6 protein-coding genes and 1 pseudogene are annotated in these 7156 nt (G+C 59.2%); 4 read left to right on the forward strand and 3 right to left on the reverse strand.

Annotated elements, in window-relative coordinates:
- The 3 genes from AC5ZGW_RS44745 to AC5ZGW_RS44755 form a co-directional block, all read left to right on the forward strand.
- On the forward strand, nt 1-1044 hold a 1044-nt coding region (locus tag AC5ZGW_RS44745), incomplete at its 5' end, for a biotin/lipoyl-containing protein (protein ID WP_496114127.1).
- A gap of 736 nt (nt 1045-1780) precedes the next feature.
- Complete coding sequence (locus AC5ZGW_RS44750) at nt 1781-2236, forward strand: hypothetical protein (protein WP_130231189.1); 456 nt, start codon at nt 1781-1783, stop codon at nt 2234-2236.
- Nucleotides 2237-2535: 299 nt separating this feature from the next.
- Entirely contained in the window at nt 2536-2799 is a 264-nt protein-coding gene (locus tag AC5ZGW_RS44755) for an H-NS histone family protein (protein WP_456671273.1), read from the forward strand.
- Nucleotides 2800-3296: 497 nt separating this feature from the next.
- On the opposite strand, the gene AC5ZGW_RS44760 is transcribed toward AC5ZGW_RS44755, so the two are convergent.
- Both AC5ZGW_RS44760 and AC5ZGW_RS44765 read right to left on the reverse strand, forming a co-directional pair.
- A complete protein-coding gene (locus AC5ZGW_RS44760; RefSeq protein ID WP_130231185.1) occupies nt 3297-3794 on the reverse strand; it encodes a hypothetical protein in 498 nt (165 codons plus the stop codon).
- Nucleotides 3795-4629: 835 nt separating this feature from the next.
- Entirely contained in the window at nt 4630-5103 is a 474-nt protein-coding gene (locus tag AC5ZGW_RS44765) for a hypothetical protein (RefSeq protein ID WP_130231183.1), read from the reverse strand.
- A gap of 377 nt (nt 5104-5480) precedes the next feature.
- Here AC5ZGW_RS44765 and AC5ZGW_RS44770 point away from each other — a divergent pair.
- Nucleotides 5481-5888 (forward strand): annotated as a pseudogene (locus AC5ZGW_RS44770) (transposase); the annotation flags it as partial.
- A gap of 96 nt (nt 5889-5984) precedes the next feature.
- Here AC5ZGW_RS44770 and AC5ZGW_RS44775 read toward each other — a convergent pair.
- Complete coding sequence (locus tag AC5ZGW_RS44775) at nt 5985-6503, reverse strand: septal ring lytic transglycosylase RlpA family protein (protein ID WP_496114128.1); 519 nt, start codon at nt 6501-6503, stop codon at nt 5985-5987.
- Nucleotides 6504-7156 lie beyond the last annotated feature (653 nt).

Consider the following 7156-nt stretch of genomic DNA (forward strand, 5'->3'; position numbering starts at 1 on the left):
CAGAAGGACGTGACGCTGACGGGATGGGCGGTGGAATCGCGCGTCTATGCCGAAGACCCGTTCCGCAACTTCCTGCCCTCGATCGGGCGCCTGGTGAAATACCGTCCCCCGGTGGAAGCCAGCCAGGACGGCATCACCATTCGCAACGACACCGGCGTGCAGGAAGGCGGCGAGATCTCGATCCACTACGATCCGATGATCGCCAAGCTGATCACGCATGCGCCCTCGCGCGCGGCGGCGATCGAGGCGCAGTCGACCGCACTCGACTCGTTCTATGTCGATGGTATCAGGCACAACATCCCGTTCCTGTCGGCGCTGATGCATCATCCGCGGTGGCGCGAAGGCCGGCTCTCGACTGGCTTCATTGCCGAGGAATTCCCCAAGGGCTTTGCGGTGCGCGTGCCGGAAGGCGAGGTCGCACGGCGCATCGCCGCCGTTGGCGCCGCCATCGATCACGTGCTCGGCGAGCGCAAGCGGCAGATCTCGGGACAAATGGGCGGCCGCGTCGTGCAGCGCGAGCGCCGCCGCGCGGTGTGGCTCGATCGCCAGGAGATTTTGCTCGAGGTCGGCCGCGAAGGCGACGCGATCGCGATCCGCTTCATCGATGCCGAAGGCAACGCCGGCAATGCGCATCTGCTGCAATCGCCGTGGAAGCCGGGCGATCCGGTCTGGCAGGGGACCATCGACGGCCATTTCGTCGCGGTCCAGGCGCGCCCGGTTCCCAACGGCATTCGTCTGGCGCATCAGGGCGTCGAGGTGCCGGTCTATGTCTGGACCGAAGCGGAAGCAACTTCCGCCCGGCTGATGCCGGTGACGACGGCCTCCGACAGCGGCAAGAAGCTGCTCTGTCCGATGCCTGGCCTCATCGTCTCGATCGCGGTGAGCGAAGGGCAGGAGATCAAGGCCGGTGAGACGCTCGCGGTCGTCGAAGCCATGAAGATGCAGAACGTGCTCCGAGCCGAGCAGGACGGCACCGTGAAGAAGATCCACGCCAGTGCCGGCGCAACGCTCGCGGTGGATGCACTGATTTTGGAATTTGCGTGAAATAAGCGTCGAATGTCCAGACGGTCGCGGCTGCCACTGAGCAATTGTCGAACTCGATCGCCGAGATCAATCGACAGATGGGAGGGCGGCCGAAGCGACCGGTTCGACAGCAGCAAACGTGCGAGGGTTGGCGGACGAGCCCGGCGCGCAAGCAGAAGCGCTGCGCGCGAAGGTCGACGGTTTCGTCAACAGGATACGCTGAGCCAGACCGGGAACGACCAGTTCAAGGCTCCAAGTCGACTGATATAGACCGGGCGAATAAGAAGTATCAGCACTTTTCATTTTCCGTGAATATGCGAGGCCTCTGACACGTAACGGTTCTTGCGGCGCACCTGGACGCGCCAGTTTCCGGACGGCAATTGAGTGAGGCTGGCCATGGCCGTGTGCACTCCCCAATTCGTGTACGCTACGTGTGCACTGAGAGGTCAAAACAGGTACAAACGTGTGCAATTTCGACTAGTTTGGAGTGCACATGTTCCGGGTTCATCCCATTGAGAACATAGGATAAAGTATTGAAATCGCAAGACTATCGCTTTTCTGTGGCTCCGATGATGGATTGGAGCGAGAGTTCAAGTCTTTCAACTGGTTAGAGGGCGGCGTGTGCACGACGTGTGCACCGAGAGATCAAGAAAAATCTATTGACGGCAAATCTGAGCAGTTGGTCTGAGAGATGATAGGGACGTCGGGCTGGACGCAGGACAGCCACCTGCGATTGAGAAGCTGATCTCATTTTCGCTTGGCGAACGGACCTGTCTTCGTTTCGCCAGCGGGGCAGGGCTTCGACGTATTTGCCATTTACGCCATCAGCGACATCATGGTCGCGTACCCGAAATGGGCAGATAGCGGCCTTCGTTGGTTCGAGATATTCGATCGCGTCGATATAGCCGCGGCCCAGCGCCAAGCCAAACTGAACCGGGACGTCGGGCCTCAGCGATACGGTGTCGCGTCGGTGCTCTTCAACGAGCTCCGTCGCCAGTTCGAACCTCCTGCACCAGCAAAACGCGACAAAAAAGCCGAAGCCGCGGCGGCACGCGCAACGACCGACGCGGCTCGGCTAGCGCATATAGAGCGTCGGATCGATCTGGGTGCAAGCTGGCGGCGCTGCGCGATGCCACGCCAAATAATAAGCGCTTCGGGCGGGCTGTTCGCGAGCAATTCGATCTTCACGACCCCTTGCTCGTCACCGAGATGATGCGCGTAGCCCGGCTATATGGCGAACGGCCGGAGATATTTCGCACCGTCGGCTGGCGCCCCCTGGTGGAATTGGCATCCTCGAGAACAACCGCGGTGCCGCGCCGCAAGTTCGAGGCCCGAATCTTGAACGGAGAACGGCTCAGAGGCGCCGAGATAATCCGCGCTCGCCACCAAAATCCGATTTAATTGCGCATTTTAGTCTCAGTTTAACCAAGATGAGAAATCTTAGTTTTTACCCGGTGGGCCTGCGACTTCGAGAACGGGGACACATCAATGAGACGCGCTGAACTCGAAAGAATGGATCTTGACCATCTATGGACTTTGCACGTGGAAATCTCGGACGTGCTGAAGGAGAAGATCACTCAAGAGAGGCGACGGCTGGTCGACAGATTGAATCGATTAGAACGGCCTATTGCCGCACGGCGACCATATCCGCGAGTCTCTCCGAAATATCGAAATCCCGATGATCCGGCTGAGACCTGGGCCGGTCGAGGCAAGTGCCCGCACTGGCTGGCAAAGCAGTTGGCATCAGGCCGGCGGATGGACGAATTCAGAATATGACCCGAGGCTGGCTCCTACTCGAGGCGGCGTAGCTATCAGGCCACTTGCGGGACGGGCAATCTGAGCCGGATGGCGGACTCGACTGGTAACGACGCATTCGGTCGCGTGGACCGCCTTGGCATGGTGGCCCGGTCGACTGCACCGCATCGTGACGAAGTTGCCGCAAGAGCATCACCGGGAGCCTTCAGGATTTCCGCTGTCACGGCTAGGGCGGACGTTGCTCAGCGTGAGCTTCGACGCCGGCTCGTGACTCAAATGCGACATCAATTCGATGGTGCCGCTCGAAGGTGAGTCACGTCAGCCTTCCCATCTTTCACAGTCGGTTTGGCAATGTGGCGACGCTGCAACCTTGGCGCTGGAGCTGCCGCTTTCGCTGATCTCTACGTGCCGGCCGAGTGGGTGCTGGCGCGCAACGAAAGACTGGGGGCAATGCGACCCGCTCAGGCTTGCCCGGCTCGGGTACAGACCTTTTTCGGATTGCCGCGAACCGCAGTCTCTCAAGGCCGCCGAAACGCCACTGCAGCGGATTTTTTCATCTCGGTTAGATACTGACGGGCAGCCTTGCTTATTGCGCGAATGGCTTGCCAGGCCTCGGTGTTTTTCAGCCATGCCTTGGCTTCGCGGAATTTTGTGTACGCCCAAGCAAAGGCAGGAATTGTCATCAGCTTGTCGCGGGTAAGACTGAACAGGCGCTCGACCAGGACGAGCTTTAGAAGCTCGCCGACGATCAACGTTACAACACTGCTCACCATCTGACCGGTAGCAGCCAGATAAGCCGCCACCGGTTTGACCGGTTCCAGCAGGATCACCGGCACCGAAAACAACGCCAACGACGGGTAGGGCCGCAACGATCTGATCCAGGCGCGCAATCGCCTCAGCACCACACGCCTGGCCAGCCAATCCGAGATCGGCTTGGCGATGGCCATGAAAACCGCGTCCGCCAAGAAATACAGGGCGGCCAAGACATAAGTGATCGGTTTCAGGATTCGCTTCAATGTCAACTCTCCTAGCAAATCCAAACACCGAGAGTTCGAAAGGTTTCACCTGTCAGTGCGACGCGGGTCTCATTTCACGGAACAGGTCAGTTCCCCTGACTCCATTGGTCTTCGATATCAGGGAGCTTATTCGCGCGGCTAGGCGGAGGATTATCGCCGTGAGGGGATGAGGTCAGATGAGAGCGGGTCTCATCCTTGCTGCTGCATTCGTGGTGACGGAGCGTCGGACCCCCACCGCACGCCATCCTGTGCACAGTCGCTCGGCCAGACAACGGACGGGCCGAGCGTATGGCGCGATACGCTCGGCCCGCGCGATAAGCTAACAGCGGCAGACCGGCTCGGAAGCCACCACACGCAAAACGAAGCCCCACTCGGGCCGATGTCTCCTCCATCGAGGCAAGCATGCCGCCAGTGCAGGCGGCGATCACTGCACTGGACCCTAGTGCGGCACTTACACTGTCTGGTTAGTCCCGATGCGGGGTGCGGGCAAACTGTAAAATGGTCCGCTGACCGAGGTGGACCGGAAGTGACCGGCCGACTTCTCAAACGGCGCTTTTGACCCACAAGAGACATGGATTGCTTGAAGTGCTGCGTACCAGCCGAGGATACGCGAGCCAGTTGCTTGTGCGGTCACCGTTAGCTGCCGACGCTTTGAGCCTGTTTTAAGCCTGTTGCCGTTCCCTGACTCTTGACGCCCGGTTGACAGTCGCGCCTATGGCAAGGCGCAGCGGGCAAAGGCTTTGCGCACGCAAAGCCCGCCGCCCGGAGGTCTTCCGCCTCCGGGCTTTTTTACTGTCTTGCGATCGCTAGCTTCGGTGTTCCACGAGACCTGGCGCTATTGCGTCTTTACGGTCCCGTTCGCGTTGAAGTCGTTCTTCCGATCATACCCGGAGTCGCGCAGATTTTTCATATACTGCGCGTGGTCCTTGCTGCTCACACCGCCCGGAGCCATGGCGTAGGAATTAGCCGGGTAATAGCCATAGGAAGTAGCCGGCCGGAATGGTGCCGTTGCAATCGCGCCTGCGGTATTGACTGCGCCAGCGGCGACGGCCCCGGCCGTTCCAATCGCCGCGCCGGCTGCATCGGCCGGCCAGAAGCCTGAACGCGCATAACCCGGACCATAATAGCCGTTGTTGTAAGCGTTGTAAGCGCGGTTGGTCATGGCTTCGCTTTGGGCGGCCCTAGTCGCGCCGTAGGCGGAACCATAGTGAGGCCGGTGGCTATTCCGGTAGCTTTGATGAGTCCATGCCGAAGCGGCAGAAGTGGAGACAGTGAGGATAGCAAGCCCAACAAGAATGCTTTTCTTCATGCTCAGCTCCTTCTGAAGCGACGCATCATTCGCGCTAAACCGCGTCAGATAAATTTCGTTCCGAGCGCTCTATAAAGTTTAGGTCCGGCTTGGTGCCTATTTGATTCTCATGCCGGGGTTTTAGTGCCCAAATGCTCGGACCCGCCGTTCCCTCGGCAGGATGACGATTGAGGCCACCCCAGTGTCGGCCTCCTCAGCGCGTCGCCGCGATGTCGCCTACTGGCCCATCGCGACGGATTTGCAGGTCTCGCTCATGTCTTCTTTCGCAGGCAGAGCTGACGTGCTTTGCTCGCCGCGAGCATTACGGCTCGTGACCCTGGCTGTGTGAAAACACTGGGCTGCTGTTATGATTCTCCTGTGATTTTTTGGGGGAATCGATGAGGCGCTTCGTTGAAGAGGCGGATCGTGGGCAGCGGACGCTGTTGCCTGAATGTCTCGATGACTTCATTGACGAGAGCAACCCAGTTCGCGTGACCGACGTATTTGTCGATGCGCTCGGTTTGGCTGAGATGGGCTTTGAGGGTGTGGAGCCGGCGGCCACCGGTCGGCCGTCGTACCATCCCTCGGTGCTCCTGAAGCTTTGCATTTACGGTTATCTGAACCGGGTGCAGTCGAGCCGGCGGCTGGAACGAGAGGCCGGGCGCTATGTCAAGGTGATGTGGCTGCTGGGTCGGCTCGCTCCCGATCACAAGACGATTGCGGACTTCCGCAAGGACAACGGCCTGGCGCTGCGCAGGGTATGTGCGCGCTTCGTCGAACTCTGCCGAGAGATGGGTCTGCTGGCGATGGCGAAGGACGACGCTATCGCCTCTCATCTCCTGATTCTTTGTGTCTTTCCATTTCATGCTGCGGTTGGAAGACTTTCCCTAGCAGGGACAAGCTTAGAGTACCTCAGCGCGAACTTGGGCCACGCCACGATCCGTAATCCCCAACCTCCGCGCGGCACCGAGCGAAAGGTCGAGGACGCGGCCACGAACGCTCGGTCCGCGGTCGGTGATACGAACGACTACCGACCTGTTGCTCTCAAGGTCGGTGACGCGAACTCGCGTGCCGAACGGCAGGCTGCGGTGGGCTGCGGTCAGTAAGCTCCGGTTGAACGAAGAGCCGCTCGCTGTCTTTCCTGTCCGATACGAATAGTAGGAGGCCTTTCCGGAAAATACTCGGTTGGAAGAACGAGTCGCTGAGCGATCTTCCGAACCACGTGTCGGCTCTGCCCCGACCGGAGGTTGCGTTTGCGAATCCTGTTTAGACTGGTCGCGTGCCTCAGGTACCGGCTCTGCGTGTGCCTTTGGAATGATGGACCATCTCTCATCGAAGTTCTGTGCTGCAGCAGGGTCCGTGTGTATCCCCATCCAAGCCGGGGCTGCCGCAATCGCGACCATCCTGAAAATGAGACGCATGATCGGCCTCACAACAAATGGAAAACAAATAGACAATGCAAACTCATGAGGCAGGGTTCCTGCACATGCAGAAATTCCCGCGTCAGCAAAAGATGAGTAAATTCTGGCACTTTCGGGCTATGACGTAAGGCAATGTTTAGGCGCACCGCAGCAAGAAACGCGCATTTCGCTCGGTATGGTTGGTCGAGAGTTTGTTGCTTTTCACCCGACAAGAAGACAGTCATCTCGATGCAGCGCATCGCACTTACAAAGGAGAGGAGGCAGATGTGGAGCAAACTACTGCGGCGCAGCGCGAAATCCTAGAAATGGCGGCCACTGTTACGCATTCCTCTTGGCCCGCTGTACGCGCGATATTTGCTATTGGCCCATCGGCGAAGTGGTGAACTACGTCACCGAAGTCCGCTTGGCGAGGCACAGCGGACTAGATTTCTTCGGTTGAGTTCTTCGGGTTTTGACCCTTCTGCGACATGGGCAACTGGATTTACTGTGATGCAAAACCACGCTTCCCTTCAGGGGATACGCCCTTCATCCGGCACGGCCAATGAGATAGGTCGGGCCGTGTTCATCGCGAAGATGTTCTCGAATTCGAGTCGCATATTGCCGTGGCATTCGCACGCCGCGGCCGCGAGCCGCAACCGGTCGATCTCGATTTG

Source organism: Bradyrhizobium sp. Crot121, from assembly GCF_059512385.1.